This is a genomic window from Sphingomonas sp. CFBP 13706, assembly GCF_014842355.1.
Lineage (GTDB): Bacteria > Pseudomonadota > Alphaproteobacteria > Sphingomonadales > Sphingomonadaceae > Sphingomonas > Sphingomonas aerolata.
On sequence record NZ_JACYVM010000031.1, the window covers coordinates 1 to 14,548 of the forward strand.

The 14,548-nt window shown below is 54.6% G+C and carries 19 protein-coding genes; 7 read left to right on the forward strand and 12 right to left on the reverse strand.

Annotated elements, in window-relative coordinates:
• Nucleotides 1-8 precede the first annotated feature (8 nt).
• Nucleotides 9-356 (reverse strand): recombinase family protein, encoded by a 348-nt coding sequence (locus tag IFS44_RS21035; protein WP_244650497.1) that lies wholly within the window; start codon nt 354-356, stop codon nt 9-11.
• Between the two features lie 646 nt (nt 357-1,002).
• On the opposite strand from IFS44_RS21035, the gene IFS44_RS22510 reads away from it, so the two are divergent.
• Nucleotides 1,003-1,431, forward strand: coding sequence for a hypothetical protein (locus IFS44_RS22510; protein WP_244650498.1), 429 nt, complete (start codon nt 1,003-1,005; stop codon nt 1,429-1,431).
• A gap of 204 nt (nt 1,432-1,635) precedes the next feature.
• Here IFS44_RS22510 and IFS44_RS21045 read toward each other — a convergent pair whose 3' ends face one another.
• The 6 genes from IFS44_RS21045 to IFS44_RS21070 all read right to left on the reverse strand — a co-directional run bounded on the left by IFS44_RS21045 (nt 1,636) and on the right by IFS44_RS21070 (nt 6,020).
• The gene (locus tag IFS44_RS21045; RefSeq protein WP_192100001.1) at nt 1,636-2,061 is read right to left on the reverse strand and encodes a hypothetical protein; all 426 of its coding nucleotides are present in this window, start codon (nt 2,059-2,061) and stop codon (nt 1,636-1,638) included.
• A gap of 77 nt (nt 2,062-2,138) precedes the next feature.
• Nucleotides 2,139-2,378, reverse strand: a complete 240-nt coding sequence (locus tag IFS44_RS21050; RefSeq protein ID WP_192100002.1) for a helix-turn-helix transcriptional regulator — start codon at nt 2,376-2,378, stop codon at nt 2,139-2,141.
• A gap of 146 nt (nt 2,379-2,524) precedes the next feature.
• The gene (locus IFS44_RS21055; RefSeq protein ID WP_192100004.1) at nt 2,525-2,752 is read right to left on the reverse strand and encodes a hypothetical protein; all 228 of its coding nucleotides are present in this window, start codon (nt 2,750-2,752) and stop codon (nt 2,525-2,527) included.
• A gap of 175 nt (nt 2,753-2,927) precedes the next feature.
• Nucleotides 2,928-3,368 (reverse strand): DNA-binding protein, encoded by a 441-nt coding sequence (locus tag IFS44_RS21060; protein WP_192100006.1) that lies wholly within the window; start codon nt 3,366-3,368, stop codon nt 2,928-2,930.
• A 76-nt stretch (nt 3,369-3,444) separates the two neighbouring features.
• A complete protein-coding gene (locus tag IFS44_RS21065) occupies nt 3,445-4,551 on the reverse strand; it encodes a replication initiation protein (RefSeq protein ID WP_342366531.1) in 1,107 nt (368 codons plus the stop codon).
• 365 nt (nt 4,552-4,916) lie between these two features.
• Nucleotides 4,917-6,020, reverse strand: a complete 1,104-nt coding sequence (locus IFS44_RS21070; RefSeq protein ID WP_192100007.1) for an HAD family hydrolase — start codon at nt 6,018-6,020, stop codon at nt 4,917-4,919.
• Between the two features lie 291 nt (nt 6,021-6,311).
• On the opposite strand from IFS44_RS21070, the gene IFS44_RS21075 reads away from it, so the two are divergent.
• Entirely contained in the window at nt 6,312-6,725 is a 414-nt protein-coding gene (locus IFS44_RS21075; RefSeq protein ID WP_192100009.1) for a hypothetical protein, read from the forward strand.
• Nucleotides 6,726-6,960: 235 nt separating this feature from the next.
• On the opposite strand, the gene IFS44_RS21080 is transcribed toward IFS44_RS21075, so the two are convergent.
• A complete protein-coding gene (locus IFS44_RS21080; RefSeq protein WP_192100011.1) occupies nt 6,961-7,224 on the reverse strand; it encodes a helix-turn-helix domain-containing protein in 264 nt (87 codons plus the stop codon).
• Nucleotides 7,225-7,277: 53 nt separating this feature from the next.
• Here IFS44_RS21080 and IFS44_RS21085 point away from each other — a divergent pair, with 53 nt between their 5' ends.
• The gene (locus IFS44_RS21085; RefSeq protein WP_192100013.1) at nt 7,278-7,949 is read left to right on the forward strand and encodes a hypothetical protein; all 672 of its coding nucleotides are present in this window, start codon (nt 7,278-7,280) and stop codon (nt 7,947-7,949) included.
• Here the strand turns inward: IFS44_RS21085 and IFS44_RS21090 are convergent.
• The 3 genes from IFS44_RS21090 to IFS44_RS21105 form a co-directional block, all read right to left on the reverse strand.
• Nucleotides 7,946-8,953 (reverse strand): exodeoxyribonuclease VII large subunit, encoded by a 1,008-nt coding sequence (locus IFS44_RS21090; protein ID WP_192100015.1) that lies wholly within the window; start codon nt 8,951-8,953, stop codon nt 7,946-7,948. The genes IFS44_RS21085 and IFS44_RS21090 overlap by 4 nt on opposite strands.
• Before the next feature lie 71 nt (nt 8,954-9,024).
• Complete coding sequence (locus IFS44_RS21095) at nt 9,025-9,576, reverse strand: RES family NAD+ phosphorylase (RefSeq protein WP_206757894.1); 552 nt, start codon at nt 9,574-9,576, stop codon at nt 9,025-9,027.
• A gap of 343 nt (nt 9,577-9,919) precedes the next feature.
• Entirely contained in the window at nt 9,920-11,212 is a 1,293-nt protein-coding gene (locus IFS44_RS21105; protein WP_192100021.1) for a hypothetical protein, read from the reverse strand.
• Between the two features lie 104 nt (nt 11,213-11,316).
• Here IFS44_RS21105 and IFS44_RS21110 point away from each other — a divergent pair, with 104 nt between their 5' ends.
• From IFS44_RS21110 to IFS44_RS21125, 4 genes are all read left to right on the forward strand, one after another.
• Complete coding sequence (locus IFS44_RS21110; protein ID WP_192100023.1) at nt 11,317-11,658, forward strand: hypothetical protein; 342 nt, start codon at nt 11,317-11,319, stop codon at nt 11,656-11,658.
• A 242-nt stretch (nt 11,659-11,900) separates the two neighbouring features.
• Entirely contained in the window at nt 11,901-12,947 is a 1,047-nt protein-coding gene (locus IFS44_RS21115) for a hypothetical protein (RefSeq protein ID WP_192100025.1), read from the forward strand.
• Nucleotides 12,948-12,949: 2 nt separating this feature from the next.
• On the forward strand, nt 12,950-13,360 hold the full coding sequence (locus IFS44_RS21120) for a hypothetical protein (protein ID WP_192100027.1): 411 nt from the start codon (nt 12,950-12,952) through the stop codon (nt 13,358-13,360).
• Entirely contained in the window at nt 13,361-14,020 is a 660-nt protein-coding gene (locus IFS44_RS21125; RefSeq protein ID WP_192100030.1) for a hypothetical protein, read from the forward strand. It abuts the gene before it with no gap.
• Nucleotides 14,021-14,218: 198 nt separating this feature from the next.
• Here the strand turns inward: IFS44_RS21125 and IFS44_RS21130 are convergent.
• Nucleotides 14,219-14,548: recombinase family protein (locus IFS44_RS21130; RefSeq protein WP_192100032.1), on the reverse strand; the 330-nt coding region annotated here is incomplete at its 5' end.

The following is a 14,548-nucleotide window of genomic DNA, read 5'->3' on the forward strand; positions in this document are numbered from 1 at the left end:
AGCGGACATCACCGCTCGTGCCGTTTCCCGCAACACGGGTCAGGCCGGACGCGTACGGCGGAACTGGTGTCGATCGCCTCGTTGAGCGAGACAAAACCGCAACCTCGGTCCTGCAAGGCGGATACTAGCTCAATGAGGTGCGGCAGGGAGCGCCCCAAGCGATCAAGACGCCATGTCACTAGGGTATCGCCCTGTTTCAGCATGGTCAGCGCTCGGTCGAGCCCAGGGCGACGGCGTGCAACACCTGAAACACCTTCGTCTTCGTGGATCACGCTGCAGCCAGCAAGGGTCAGCGCGTCACGTTGAAGATCAAGATTCTGTTCACCGGATGAGACACGCGCATAGCCAATTTTCATCAGCGTATTTTGCTACAGCCTTTTGCAACAGCCAAGCCATTGATTTAGCTGACTTGAATTATTGTTGCAAAAGGGAACCCTTTTGCAACCTGTGGGTGATTGCTGGCCTATGATTGTGAACGTTCGAGGCTGCAAATTCAGGCTAATTTCTCAGGCTGAACCCGTCAGCTGATCTTGGCATCCATAGCGCCAGAATGGGATCAGGGCTGAAGTACCATAGGAGTACCAGACAGCGGGAGTTGGTACTGGCTCTGAAAGCGCTACGTTGGCCGGCATGAGGACGGACGCGATAAACGAGACCACCCGGGCAGGAATCCTGCGCCTGACTATAGCCGAGCGGGAATGCCTCAAGCGTTGCCTGAACCATCAGACTGCTAAGCAAATGGCTCTCGATCTTGGTATATCTCCTCACGCTGTGGAGAAGCGATTAAAGATGGCCCGCGCCAAGCTAGGCATGTCCTCATCCCTAGAAGCTGCGAAGCTGGTAGAGACGTTAGAGCGGTCCGGTCGACTGGGACCCGGGCCGTCGGACCTTCCGCAGGGTGATGCTAAATCCGATGAAGGCGGCTCCATTGCTGCCCCGCGAAACGAGACCGCGTGGATCACACGGCGGCACCTTGTCTATCTGGTCTCAGGAGCAATGCTAATGAGCTTTCTTGCAGCAGCAGCTATAATGATATGGGCTCAACCTCTTGGTTCGCTTGAGGCGCAGGCCAGCCCGTCAGCAGGGGTCCCGTCGGCACCTTCAGCTGCACCCAGCTCAGTGCCGACTGCGGGCACCGAGGCTACCTTGCGGCGCCTTGTCGCCGGTTTGGCGAGCGGCTCGCCTGACTACGACAAGCTCTCTCCGCGGTTCGCGGAAGTCGTTCGTAATGATTTGCCGATGACACATCCCATGTTCAAAAAACTAGGCGAGCTAAAGTCGGTCACTTACCGCGGACATGGCATGATGGGTGACGACGCCTACAATTTGGTGTTCGCCAACGGCGAGGTATTTATGTCGGTTGCGCTCGACCCCGAAGGCAGAATGGCTGGCGGCATTCTCCAACCAGGCGGTAAAGTCCCCTATCGCTGACCAACTGCGGCACGCGACCAAATAACTACTTTTCTTCAAATTAGGACATTTAGGGGGGGGGCAAAAAAGCCCTTTTGCGCAGCTCGATAGCATTAGATTTTCGCATCGTGGGAGGGGCGGTTTTATCCCGCTCTCAGTCCGATGCGAAACTCGTGAATTTTGCATCAGAGCGAAAATGTCGGACCCGCAATTCCGTCCGGAACCCTAGTCCTCGTCATTGAGCGGCCGCGTGTGCCAGCTCGCGTGAAGCGTTGGAACGGCACTGAACAGTGCCATCATGTAAAAAGCGAGCGCGGTAAGTTCCTGCTGAGCGACAAGGGCTGACCATACCTGCATCGCGAGGAGGCCCACAGTGAGCCATATGCCTGCGAACGCCGCCGCTGCCACCGTCGCTAGTCCGACCAGGAAGGAGTCGCGCCGCTGCTGGCGTTCGAATTCATCCGCGCGCTCGCTGAAGTGACGCAGCGGACCCCAGATTGGCATGAGGTTGGCGATGAAGAAGCCCACCATGATCAGTGCATAGCCAATCCAGTAGTTGCGATCCGGGTGTAAAACGCACCAGAGAATCCCTGCACTCGCCACAACCAGCGCCACCAGCGGTGGCCACCGCAGGTGCCGCTTGCGCGGCATCCTAGCAGTCATTGCGGGCACACCTGTCCACGCCACCGACCGATCTAGCCAAGCTAGAAAACGGTGCTGTCTATCGCTCATTGTTCCACTCCAATTCGCTGCAGGCTGGCGCCTATTGCTTCGAACGGGGTCAGCGAAAAAAGCAGCTCCACTGGTACGCAGAACACGGCAGCGACCTTGAGCGCCAACTCGAGGCTTGGCTTGTAATCGCCCCGCTCAAGATAGCCGATCGTCTGCGGATTGACGTCCACTGCTTCTGCAAGCTGTCGGCGCGACAACCCATGCTCGGCACGAAAGACGGCAATCCTGTTATGCATATCTTATTTGAACCCCGAACCGCTACGATTCGTTGTCTTTACACAACATAACGTAGACACAGTCAATATGGCTGGGGTGTCGGCAAAGCGCCTCACTGCTGCCGTGATGCAAAACTTTTGATTTTTGCATCAAGAATATCTGGGCGTCAGCCGCCAATAATGCCGGTTAATTCAACGTCGCCACCGTCGTTTACAACTCGACCATCCACTATGCCGCTGACCAGAACCTTAGACCCGGTTTCGATGAAAAGATCGCCGTTGATAATGCCTTTGACTTCTAAGTTAGAGCCGGATTTCACTCGCGCGTTACCGCTGACTATCCCCTTGAAGATGCCACTGGTCGGAAGCTCTTGGGCGGTCGAATAGTCAGCCATGACGCGTTCTCTCATTACCGGAGTCCCGGTTTAGTGTTTTAGTTATATAATACAGTTGCCGATGGCAAGAATTATCGTTCGCTGACCTACTGCCCGAGCGACGGTTCACATGATTGCGACCCCTATTTGGTGCTGCCGTCGTCGCAAAAGGAACCCCTTTTTCGACGACAATGATTTACTCGTCAGGACGGCCGAACAGGCGACCAAAAAAGCCTCGTTTGGACTCCGTGGGGCCAGGGCCAGCCAACAAGCCGATCACCCGGGCCTGCGCCTCGCGGCGTTCTTCGTCGGATCGGTCAAGGCGCTGGCGAAGGTCACCAATCGTGCCGTCCTTATCACGTAACTGTTCCAACGCTGCATCAAGACGCGCCTGTAACACGTTGGAATCTGAGGCGTTGTTGGTGTTACCGTCGGAGTTACGGGGCGTTTCGGAAGGGGTTGTGCTTACCGGTACGGACGACTTTGGGGGGTACACCCGATGCAGCTCAACAGGCTCGATAGAAAACGAGCCATCCTCTTTCTTTGTTGCCGAAATTCGGCCACTGCTGACAGCGCGAGATATGGAAGCCTTACTAATACCTGTTGCCTTAGCAGCCTCGCCTAAGGTGTAAGCCATCTACCGTACCCCGTTGCAGATCGTTTCAAGTACCGATTGGCTAACCGTTAGCAGTAACGGGAGGGTTTAGGAACAATCAGGTGCGGGCCCATTTTTCGGCACACCCCGTAACCCATTTCGTCCAGTCAGCTTTGAGGTTGTCTCCGATAAGCTGCCGGCGTTGATTGCTACGAACGCGGGCATACTGGTCGGCAAGGCGTTGCACAGCATGCCCTCCCCCTAGATTGCGTCCGATCGCATACAGCTCAGGGTTCTTAAACTCATCTACCTGGTCATCAGCAGGCCAGCGCACGGCGTCGGAAACCGACAGTCGTGATGCTGCCGCTGCGATGAGATTGGTAGCATCAACGACGGTATCGGTGGCGCCTTCGCGCCGTGATCGCCGTCCGCCGCTATGGCGTTCTGCCTCGTCCGCTGCGGCATCGGTCGCATCATCGTCCTTTGGGGCAAACGTTATAGTGACGTGAGTAATCTTTCCCCTTGCGCCACGACGTTCGAGCCAATCCATCGTGAACGCAGCGAGCTGATCAATTTCAGCTTTGCCAGGCGTGAGCACAAGACGTCGGAAATCAGAGAAATTCGGCATCGAGTTGGATGGAGTGCCTAGCCGCTCCCGAAGTTCATCAACCGTGCCGGACCATGTTGGATTGCGACGTCCAGCGAGCAAGCAGCCCATTTCATAGAGCGTAATCGCATACTTAGATCGGAAGGCGAGCAGCGCGGCTCGGTTGAGGCGAGCGTAATAATCGCTGCCTTGAAGAATGGCGCGGGCAGGGGCTGTAAACTCCCATTCTAAAGTAGCGCGTCCATCCTCCGCGTGTTCATTCAACGTCCAGGCAAGCAGGGCGGCAGTAAGGGTTGCAGCCCGTCCTTGAGCTGACGTCGAAGGCATCTGGAACTTCACGTCCATCAGCTCGTCGAGTGTATCTTGGATCCGATCATTGGCGTTGTGGCTACCTCGCAGCTCACGTTTGGCGATAACATGCGAACCCGGACGCCACGCCTCGCCAGCAGCTTTGGCGATCAAAAGAGCTAAGGTCTTACGAGCGGCCAAGGAAGGCGACGTGCCTGCACCAAAGCGAGCCTCAATGAACTCTCCGGCTTTGACGATAGCGTGACCATCACGGACAGAAGCCGTGGAAGCCGCCTTCATGGTGCGGCCGATGGATGGTGCGTCGGACACACCAAAACTCTAACCAGTTACGACATAAGATCAACACCCTTGTCATAGATCGCATAGGCATCCTTGACCCTCACAAGGCACCCAATTTGTCGTAACTGAGCACCCCATTTGTCGTAGGTGGGCACCCCATTTGTCGTAACTGAGCACCCCATTTGTCGTAGGCGAAGCTTATTATGCAAATGAATTCAAAGGCATGCGCCCCCTGAATCATTGAATCATAGAGAATCTAGAATCACCGCGAACACGCGCGAGAAAACCGACGCAGGACCAATACGGAATTGGCCTGCGGCCAATGTGTTAACGATGCGTGCCGGCTTCGCCGTCACAAGGCGGCCTAGAGGCCGCTAAGCTTAGCGGGAAAGAAGTCAGTCGGTCGCGTGGCGTGCCCCAATCTGCTCGAACGTACTCTGGATCAAAGCGGCGCGGCTGTTTTCGGGTTGAGCACGTGTGCCATAGTGGTCTTCCACCGCCTGTTTCGCAGCAGCTTTTTCGGCATCGGGCGCACGCTCGAAAGCTTGACGTAACCGGCCCATCTCGTTCGCCCAACGCTGATTATGGAAATAGTTGAGGTTCGTATCGATGCTTTCGATGACAAGCTCCATCTCCGTTTTATGGGTTGCCGGGCCTCGATCCGGGCACGCGTCGGCCAAGCCGCTAGCGGCAATGAAGCGGCGAACGTAGGACGCACGGCCATCGCGATCGAGCCACTTTGCACGTGATCCGGCATCGATGGCGCCGACGATATCGTCCCGCCAAGTGTCGCCCACCATCAACAGCTCCTCAGACTCACACCCCAGCTTGGCAGTCAGGCCGGCGTAGAACGCCCGTTCAGGCTTGATCGCGCCTGCATCGAAGGAGAAGTGCCAGACATCGATCAAATCGCCCAGGAGGGCCTTTAACGGGGCCGCATAGGGCATTGCGAGGTTGGAGGCGACGGCGACCCTCATGCCCTGGTCGCGAACCCGGCGCAGGGTATCGAGCGTATCGGGGTAGAGCGCGATCGTCGCCAGCTCCTCATCCAGTGCCGCCAGCTCGGCGTCCGGACGAGGCAACCCGAGAGCTACTGCATAGTCGGCAAGCCCGATCGGCTGGACCATCGGCGAGGGAATCATCTTCGCCCGGTCACGCGCCTGCCGGATCAACCGCTCGAACGGATGCCGCTTGCGGCCGATATGAACGAGGGTGCCGAACGCATCGAACGCAATGGCGCGGGTAATGGGTTGGCCAACGCCATCGCGAAACGCGGCGTAACGGCGATCGGCAACAGTGAGCAGGCGGGCGTACAGGTCCTCGCTGACACTGCCGGTGCGGACCATCGTATCGGCGATCACTGCTGCTTCGGGATCGGTCGGTGCGCGGAAAACCATGACCGCCTCGTTTCCGCGAGTACGGTCGGCAAGGTCGGTTAGGACAGCATCATATGCGGCTTCTTCGGCCGGGTTGCGGAAGCTCGGATGCGTATCGGACATTGTGGGCGTCCTGTGTCGAGGGAGCGGTCAAAGTTAGGCTGGCAGAACTTTTTGCTTATGCGGTTCTGATAGCAGGATAGGCTTTCAGCCGGTTTTGTACCACACTTCCGGTTTTGTCTGCCAATTGAATTGACGGCTGGATGACTGGCTAGGCGAAGCTTGGGATTATGTGGCGCTGATGGTTGAGCGTTGCACGTGCAACGCTTTGTCCTTTCGTGGTCATGATGGCAGGATAGGCCCAGCGGCGCTTTTACTACACACTTTCCGGTTTTGTCTGCCATACGAGTAAGCATGACCCGTTTCACAGTCCGCCTCGACGATATGACCGCCGCTTATTTTGACGCCTTTGCCGAACAGTTCGGGGGACGGTCGCAGGCGATGCGAGCGTTGATCGAGCAAGCGCTTACGACCTCGCGTACCACGAATAGTTCGGTGCCAGAGGGAGCAGGGAAACAGCGACTGGAGGTACGGCTCGACCCGGACGATATGACGTTGCTGGAAGACGCTGCCAAAGCGCGCCGCTGCAAACCGACATGGTGGGCGTCACAGCTAATTCGCGCTCAACTTCGGGGGGAAGCCGTCGCACCCCCGCAAGATTTTGAAGCTATTTTTGGAAAGAGATTTTCAAAAATAGCTGTCAAAGGCCCGCCATCTCAAGCCCAGGTGGATCTGGAAGCCGCAGGACAGATGCGCCTCCTGGACTGAGGATCGAACGGTTACGCGGACACGATAACCGACCGTTGTTTAAACAACGCTGCCATGCATAGCCGACAGTCGACCGTTGCATGTGCAACGCTTTTTCGTTTGTGGTCATGATGGCAGGATAGCCTTAGCGGCGCTTTTGTATGACGCTTTCCGGCTTTGTCTGCCGATCGAGGCGACACCGCGAGCGAATGGGATGCGCGGAGGGTAGCGATTTTCGTAGTGCAAGTCGTGCAGGCTAGCCGTTTCGGGCAGCTCGGGGGCGTGAAGGTGCCTCGGGCGGTTCGAGAGCGTCGCTCCCTTCCAGCAAATCAACCACGCGGAGGTTCAGCGGGGTCGCTATGTCCTGCATCGTCAGCAGGGTCGGGTTGCGCCGCCCACGTTCGATATCGCTGAGATAGGTCCGATCCATACCGGCACGAAACGCAAGTTCCTCCTGCGTCATGCCGGCAGCTAGGCGGTGACGACGAACATTCAGGCCAACCAGCGCGCATAGCTCCATGCGTCAGTAGGCAGACGATTGTCGACTATATCTCTATCGGATATAGTCGACATATGACCAAAAACATGGCGCCTGCCACAGCGGCACAGCTTGATTGGGAAGCGCTGATGGTGCGTTCCAAGGCGCTCCATGCGCTAAGCGTGCAGCACTTTCAGGCCGTGGAGCCGTTCCTGTCTTCTGCACGCGCGCAGGGTTATGCCAAACGGTTGTCCCGCCTGAGTGCCGAGGCATGGACTGGAGACGACACCCAGGCGCTGTTTTTAATTGAGCTGGCAGTATGGACGGCTGACGAGGGGCGCAGCACAGCGATGCAGCGCTACGCCCGCCAGCGATCGGCGTTGATGACTTCTGATGAAACAGCCGTGCTCGCCGGTATGCAGATGAGCGTCATATCATTCTGGACGGTGCAGGAGGCGCATCCCGTCGCTGGATGGATTGTCCGCGATTTGTTGAATGAGGGAACGGTCTGGGTCGTTGATGAGACCCTTGACGGGCTTCTTGCTGAGGGCGTCCGCCCCAATTTTCTAACGCGCGTGTTCCGTGCTGAGCAGGAGGGATTCTGGATGACCTGCGGTGCCATGGTCACGGTGCCAGAAGCGTTTGATACCTTCAGGGCAGGCCAAGGGAAAAATGCTTTCCAGTCCGGCTCTGCCGAGCATGCCGCGCGTAGTCGGCAAATCGCTTACGTCTCAGCCCTCTGTACGATGACCCCAGGAGCTACTTAGCGCTGGTGAACGAGCATCCAGAGCAGCGCGGCAGCTACTAGGCCCAGGACGATCACGGTGTTGCGCAATGTACCGATGCGGCCCTGCCAGGCTGTTGCGGCTTGCTTGCCCGCACGCTCCAGCTCGCCGGCGTGATTGGCATGAGCTGTAAGCTGTTTCTCTTGGTCTGAGATGAGGGCTGCCTGTCGGTTCACTTCGTGAGCCTGCCAGGTACGCCGCGAAAGCGCCTGGATCGAGCGCTGCAAGGCAGACGCTAGTGCGGTGGGCGAATGGAATACCTGATCGGCATAACGGTCGAGTAACTCGATATCCACGGCATGCCCAAGCGCTGCGTAGATGGGCAAACCTTTACCCATCAGTGCTGCGACCACTTCTCGTGAGCTACCGATCACGTTGAGCCCGATCCCGCCGCCCCGAGCAACGGCCAAGCCTTGGACCGAAGGGCTGGCTTGTATCCCGGCAAGCGTCTGAAGGAAGGCATCGGGATCGCCAAAATTTGCTCGCAGGAACAAGGGGCGGGCATTGACGCGTGCTTTCACCAGTTCGTTGGTGATGTCTGTCTGGCCGACTTCGGTAGTGAGGATCAGGAGCTTTTCGATTCCATGCTCCTCAATGAAAAGATCGAGCGGCAGGCACTCGTCTCTATCGGGAAGGGGTAGGGGCGCTGGCGGCGGATCGCGCGGTTCCCACGTGCCCACCACCGTGCCGGTAAGGATGGTGCGCCAATTGCCTCGGCGGACGTCGTTGTTGTTCTGAGTAGCGCGTTGGGCACGAAGATGCCCTTCGATGACGACGCGTTCGCCGGCTTCAGGGGCCGCTTCCGCCGGGATTTGGAAGGAGAGGACTCCACCACCAAGCACCAGGTCGCCAAATACCAGCGATCGACCGGTCTTGCTGGCCCATGGTTTCGAGACGTTTTCCGCGTAGCCCTGCACCGCAACGATGCCCATGGGAGCGACGAGGCGAACCGTCTCAAGCACGGCTTCTGGCGTAAGCGGCGCCATCGTTGACGGCGGGGGGCTACGATCGCTGATGACGTGCTCCAAATGCGGATGACTAGTTCGCTTTGCGTCGCTTAGACGCCGTTCTTTCGCCGCCATGCCGTCCAATCAACTAGCTCAGTAGATTGAACTTCGAGAGTACCAGCGACATCACGATCCATAAATAACACAAGGTTTGTGGAGTTGTGCCTTGCACTGGGTACAAGTAATCCATCAAACTCAAGAAAGTGTGCAGCAGCAGCAAGTGCTTGAGTAGCATCGTAGTCAAAAGACTGATACCGAGAAATATCGATGTCGAAGGCTGATAAACTTGCTATGTCAGCAAATTCTAGTGTTCGTTCGCTTTGAGCGCTTATCTGATGAATTTCATGATTTATACGACTTGGCCAAACTGGTTCGAGGGATAGCCGAAATCCAATTTCTCCAAGCGCACCATCGCGATCAAGACTTGAATAAAGAACTTCAGCCGTAGAGCCGATATTCCAGCGTCCATTTGACGTCGAACCACGTGTTGCCTCGCGGCCAGCACGCGTAATACGCCAAACCGTACCATCAAATGGTATCGGATCCATTGCATCCAAAGCATCTAGGATGGCCCGATCATGGACCCGGCTTGAGCTCGACATGATTACGTGTACGATCCGTCGTTTAGGCTCTCGATAACAGCTAAAACTTCATCGGCCCGTGCTTCATGAATCAGGTCTATAGCTCTTTCTCCGTTTAAAAGCCTGTGTCTAGAATATAGCCATACACGCGTTTCTTCGGGATCATAAAACTCAGCCAAACGATCTACGATATACCGCAGATCAGAAATTAAAAGTTGTGTCTTCGGATGAGGAAATGACGTTCCCGATGTCCATCGAGACACCGTTGCGGGTGATACTGACGCAATATTTGCTACGTCTGTACCTTTGAGACCTCCACGTTGCCTAAGATCGTCTATTAAATTCGCTACTGCACTTGCCATAATTACCGTCCTAGGACCGCACTGACAGCTTTCGCGCCACCCCTAAAATTAGGAGCTCGTGATCGCGTGTCGCTGGCCCCTTTTTCATCGAGATCTGCCAGGGCGTCACGTAGACGCACCATCCGAATTTTTGATTGCCCTACAGCCGCTAGAACCTTTTCGTCCACGATCTTGAGCTTGGCTGCGTGACGTGCCGTGCGAATGGCGGGATCAAGATGGCGAAGCAGGAAGTGGCTCGCGCGCCGATCTTCAGGAACAGCGGACAGGTCGTCAATCTGCCGATGGCGCTGGGTGATAAAATGTGCGTGACCGTTTTCGATCATGTCCTCGGCACCATGAGCGCAGCAGCCCGTATCCGCGCAACCGAAGCGTGATCGTCCACCCTTTGCATCAAAAATGGCCTGCAGCTGGTCCTCTTTGAAATAGCGATCGAGCTCATGGACATAAGCTCTTGCAGCTGCGCCTCCTCCACCAGAAGGTGGTTTGCGCCAATCCGCCGCTTTGAAGCTCTCTTTCTGACCTACGCCATGGCTAATGCCTGCTACGGCGCCGAATGCGGCTGCGCCTAAGCCTGCAAAACCGCCAGCCATGTCGACAATCAGCGGGCGGCTAATGTCATGCAGTCCGCGAACGGACTCGATAAAGTGCCGTGTTCCAGCGCCCGTAGCGGTAGCTCCAAAACCAGATACCCGAAGCCAAACATTTTCGATGGGCATCGTTTCAATATCATCGACAAATGCAGCTCTCGCACCCGCATCTTTCAGAACGGCGGAAGTCGTAATTAACTGATAGTCGACGGCGATATCGGCGCCCCCGCAGCGATCAAGCTCATAACGCAGCGCCTCACACATCCGCAGATCAATAGTCCGCCAACTATCGTTGACGGTTTCGATCAGGTGGGTGGGTGACAGGACAGCATGCACACCCGATTTCACAGCAAATTCCGCGATTGCTTTGGCGGCATCATGATTGCGTCGGCGGTTGAAATCAGACGCTTCCCATGGGCGATCTAAGTTCGCCCAGGCAAGTTTTTGGATGGAGGATGACCCAAAGCGGCCCAAAGTCGCCATTTCAGCAAAATTTGGATCAAGAACGATCTCACAGCCATTAAGCTTGAGCGTTTTTGCGAGCTCCATCTGCTCAGCAAGATGCGCCGCATCAAAGACTATTCTTCGATAAGGCAGGCGACCAGCCGCATGAAGGTCAGCAAGCTTGCGATGTCCCGTATAGCCAACCCGGAGATAGCCAGCAATCGCGGGCGTCTTTGGACGAAGAACGTGGAGTGTAGCGGCCATTTGCGTCTCTCCGATTGGGTCTATGGAGATATATATAACATTTCCGTTTCACAGAATCAACGCGTGAAACGCAAACGGAATTCAAGACAGACGTTGATGCAAAAATGACGAATTTTGCATCACGCCGCGAACGGCCAAAAGGCGACCAGATCTTGATGCACAAATCCGATGCAGCGGGATATCGCGTTGGGAAATGGATCTCTTTGCGACGGCAGAAGCGCCTAAACCCGGACGCTGGACAGCAACGAGCGTTGAGCCCAATCTGTTTTCAGTGCCTTTCGGAGGTCGAGATGAGCAACCCGAAATTGAGTGACTACCAACTTCTAGGCGAGGCCAAGGCTGCGCTCCGTGAGAAGGATATTGAGCGCGCCAAGCCTCTCTTTGCCGAGTTTTCCGAGCGTAGCGTGGCCAAGGTCAAGGCAAAGGTAGCGAATGATCCTGCGTGACCGGACGTCCGCCTAGAGCCTCGCCCTCCGAAAGCGCCGGGAGCTATATACCTGGAATCGGGCAGTCAGCCTTCGGATTTTTCCGCCGTCTTTTTGTTTGATACAGAACTTGTGATATTCGCATTATTACGGCGTGAAATAATAAAAACTGCAAGCGGCTACTAAAATTATCGATCATGCACTGGGATCAAAAGCCCTTAGGGCTGGGGCTAGCATGCACGTACACCCAACGGAGAATTGATTTGACGCGCGACGATCTACTTGATGCCCTAAACAAGCGCGTTCCGTATCGAATAGCTAGACGCCTACTTGTTGCCAGTGGCTTCCCGACTGGTCATGGTTGGGATGCAATCCACACCAAACTTAAAGAACCAGATTACGCAGCTAAGGCTAATGATCGAAGCTTGCACGCGTTGTATGTGGGAGCACTTGCTTCCGCCGAAAAGCGGGCGAGTATCTATGATATAGGCCAAGCTAACGTCGCTACTCTGGATGCAAAAATGACGCTAAAACTAGCGGCTGACAAAAGCACGAAGATGGCACTCTCGTATCCGTTGCCTCTGTCGGCCTCAGCGCTGACTAGCCTTGCATCAACTGACCCAGTAATTGCCGGCAAGTCCGCGTTTGGCAACGGCTCCATCTTCATTATATGTTATATAAAAGAATCTAGATTTCGTGTTACTCTCAGTCCTACCCAGCTTAATCAAAATGCTGGGTCTGGCTATGCAGAGGTATATGGCATAAGAATTGAGAGAACTCAGATATTTGACGCAATAATAGTCCCTAAATCAGGTGATAAAATCACCATGCTCACCGATATTCTTGAAAACTCTTCTCAGGACTCGGTTAGAGACTCGGTTTCGCGACTTGATACATTCATTAAAAAGGTAAGCGGCATTAGCATCAAAGGTAAGAGAGTTAATCTTTTTCCAGCGATTGCTAAGTTCTACAATGATCCAGCTACCGACATTATACGGCTAGAACATACTGCAACTGATGGTCAGGCTATATCCGAAAGGACCAAAGGGGCTCAGAAGTGCCTCCGAGTGGCGGACTATCATAAGGGCGGAATGGGAGCCGTTTCAGGCGGAACAGACGCTTTTGGAGTTGAAGTAGCGTGGACCGTGCCCAGCGTAGGGGGCATCGACGCCCGCATTGAGCTAAGTCTTATAGGAAGTAGCAGCTTGGCTTACGATCTTAATCCGGTTCTAGATTTCGCGGATATAGGAAAAGTTGGGACTGTTGATGAGCTTATGATTGCTCTAAACTCTCTACATGCGAAGCTATAACAATGACCCGCGCAGAATACCTTAAAAGATATATCGCAGATCGATGGTCTGGTGACAGGGCGTCAGAGGTATGCCTGTCTATAATAGATTTTATTGTCAGCAACCCTTCTAATAAATCCAGTTTTCTGACTTATAATTCTATTGCTAGAATATCTGACTCCGATGGTAGCGATGTTGATGATTTGATCAGAGCTGTATCAATACTATCTGGTAGGTTTAGTGCGCTCAAGATGCATTTTGTTTTTATCGATGAGCAAGGCGCAGAATTTCCATTGCCGGATGAAGATGCCAAGGACATATTATCGGATGGCTACTATGTTCATCCTAATACCCGTGAACGCATAGAAGGTATTAGTAAGTACATATATCCGTATTATGAAGGTGATAAACCTCGCTTGTTAAGTGAAGCATGAATGAATATTAACTTTAGTGTGGCACAAATCGAGGATGCTCCTCCATCAATCCGAATAGCTCTTACGCTTCAAATGCAAAAGTTTCATAAGAAACCCTATAGCGAATTTGTCGATTTGATACATGAAGCCGTCTATTTTTCCATAAGTAGAATGTCTGCTGCTAAAAACATAACAGCAGGAATGGATGAAGACCAACTTACCAATCTCTTGTTAACTCCGCTAGCTACCATGGCATTTGATGCATCTCACTCGAAAAATGTCGGTGGTAATTGTGATATAGTTGTTAATGGGCATAGTGAATATATTTGGCTAGCTGAGGCTAAAAAGTTCTCTTCATATTCTAAGCTTTTGGGTGGTTATAGGCAGCTTGTTAATAGGTATTCCACGGGACTTCAAAACCAGGACCACGGATCTCTGTTGATCTACATGGTAAGCCATGGAAACGCCAAAAAAAGAATGCTGGAATGGGAAGCGTACCTTACTGATGTTGAAGCAGGAATTTCTACAAAGCGCGAAGTGACTCGCCCCTTAGAATTTGATTCTACTCAAGAACATGCTGGTTCGGGTTTGCCTATCTACGTTAGACATACTCCTGTTATTCTTTATCACGTGCCGACTGATACGCAGAAAGCACCACCAAGAAAGAAATCTAATTCATAGACCGTCTGTGCAAGTCGATACTTCCACCTATTCAGGTCATGATCATGGCGACCAAGGTCCTTGTTCCATCAGACCGGCAGTTCTCCCTGGTTAGCCGGTTTCCCAAGCGTCCCGCTGTCCCCCTCTTCCCGCAGCGGGGTATTTGTTATCTGCCCCAAGCAGTGGGACACGACGGTATTTGTAGGGGAACGCAGGCCGTCATGAGCTTGGCCGGTTCCGTAGCGCTCGCCACAAAGTTGATCGGCTGACCCCGAGAAGGCCTGCCATACTGGCGGTGGTTTCACGATCGGCGGCAATTTCCTCTCGGGCCTTGTCTAGTTGCGCACCAGATAGAACGCGGGGCCGGCCGAGATGATGGCCTCGCTTGCGGGCAGACATCATGCCGGCGCGGGTCCGTTCTACGATCAATGCTCGCTCAAACTCGGCAAGCGCCCCCATGATGTGAAACACCAACTTACCTCCGGCGGAACGTAAGCGTCCGGGCTGGGCCGCTGCGATCGAAAGCAGCCCTTCCGCAGCCGCCCAATC

Coding starts and splice junctions, on each gene's coding strand:
- IFS44_RS21070 (WP_192100007.1), bottom strand. CDS start 6,020: ATGTCCGATACGCATCCGAGCTTCCGCAACCCGGCCGAAGAAGCCGCA.
- IFS44_RS21090 (WP_192100015.1), bottom strand. CDS start 8,953: ATGGCGCCGCTTACGCCAGAAGCCGTGCTTGAGACGGTTCGCCTCGTC.
- IFS44_RS21105 (WP_192100021.1), bottom strand. CDS start 11,212: ATGGCCGCTACACTCCACGTTCTTCGTCCAAAGACGCCCGCGATTGCT.
- IFS44_RS21050 (WP_192100002.1), bottom strand. CDS start 2,378: ATGCATAACAGGATTGCCGTCTTTCGTGCCGAGCATGGGTTGTCGCGC.
- IFS44_RS21120 (WP_192100027.1), top strand. CDS start 12,950: ATGACCCGCGCAGAATACCTTAAAAGATATATCGCAGATCGATGGTCT.
- IFS44_RS21110 (WP_192100023.1), top strand. CDS start 11,317: ATGACGAATTTTGCATCACGCCGCGAACGGCCAAAAGGCGACCAGATC.
- IFS44_RS21080 (WP_192100011.1), bottom strand. CDS start 7,224: ATGGAGCTATGCGCGCTGGTTGGCCTGAATGTTCGTCGTCACCGCCTA.
- IFS44_RS21085 (WP_192100013.1), top strand. CDS start 7,278: ATGACCAAAAACATGGCGCCTGCCACAGCGGCACAGCTTGATTGGGAA.
- IFS44_RS21035 (WP_244650497.1), bottom strand. CDS start 356: ATGAAAATTGGCTATGCGCGTGTCTCATCCGGTGAACAGAATCTTGAT.
- IFS44_RS21095 (WP_206757894.1), bottom strand. CDS start 9,576: ATGTCGAGCTCAAGCCGGGTCCATGATCGGGCCATCCTAGATGCTTTG.
- IFS44_RS21055 (WP_192100004.1), bottom strand. CDS start 2,752: ATGGCTGACTATTCGACCGCCCAAGAGCTTCCGACCAGTGGCATCTTC.
- IFS44_RS21045 (WP_192100001.1), bottom strand. CDS start 2,061: ATGCCGCGCAAGCGGCACCTGCGGTGGCCACCGCTGGTGGCGCTGGTT.
- IFS44_RS22510 (WP_244650498.1), top strand. CDS start 1,003: ATGAGCTTTCTTGCAGCAGCAGCTATAATGATATGGGCTCAACCTCTT.
- IFS44_RS21075 (WP_192100009.1), top strand. CDS start 6,312: ATGACCCGTTTCACAGTCCGCCTCGACGATATGACCGCCGCTTATTTT.
- IFS44_RS21060 (WP_192100006.1), bottom strand. CDS start 3,368: ATGGCTTACACCTTAGGCGAGGCTGCTAAGGCAACAGGTATTAGTAAG.
- IFS44_RS21125 (WP_192100030.1), top strand. CDS start 13,361: ATGAATATTAACTTTAGTGTGGCACAAATCGAGGATGCTCCTCCATCA.